The sequence below is a fragment of the Domibacillus sp. F004 genome, from assembly GCF_057814295.1.
Window position 1 is genome coordinate 1 of sequence record NZ_JBVATB010000054.1, and the last position, 285, is coordinate 285.

At 35.4% G+C, this 285-nt stretch carries 1 pseudogene; it reads left to right on the plus strand.

Features of this window, described 5'->3' with window-relative positions:
• Positions 1-104 precede the first annotated feature (104 nt).
• Positions 105-285 (plus strand): annotated as a pseudogene (locus ACZYRN_RS19385) (hypothetical protein); the annotation flags it as partial.

A 285-nucleotide genomic window follows, 5' to 3' on the forward strand; every position in this document is an offset into this window, starting at 1 on the left:
TACATGTATAGAAAAGATAAACACACCAAAGAGAACTAAACAACCTAAAAGGATGAAAGCGTTGCCAGATAGAAACAATCGAATAAAAAATGGGAGTGAAAGAAATGAGTGCAGAAACAGCATGGTTAGAAGAATTAACATATTTAAATGATAAGCCAGGTGTCAAGCTCATTAAAGCTGGAACGTATAACAAAACGGAACTAAATGATATTCTAGGCATTCCAACTCTTGAAAGCCAAATTATCGACGTTCCAGTTTGCACAGATAAACACGCTCTTCAAATGG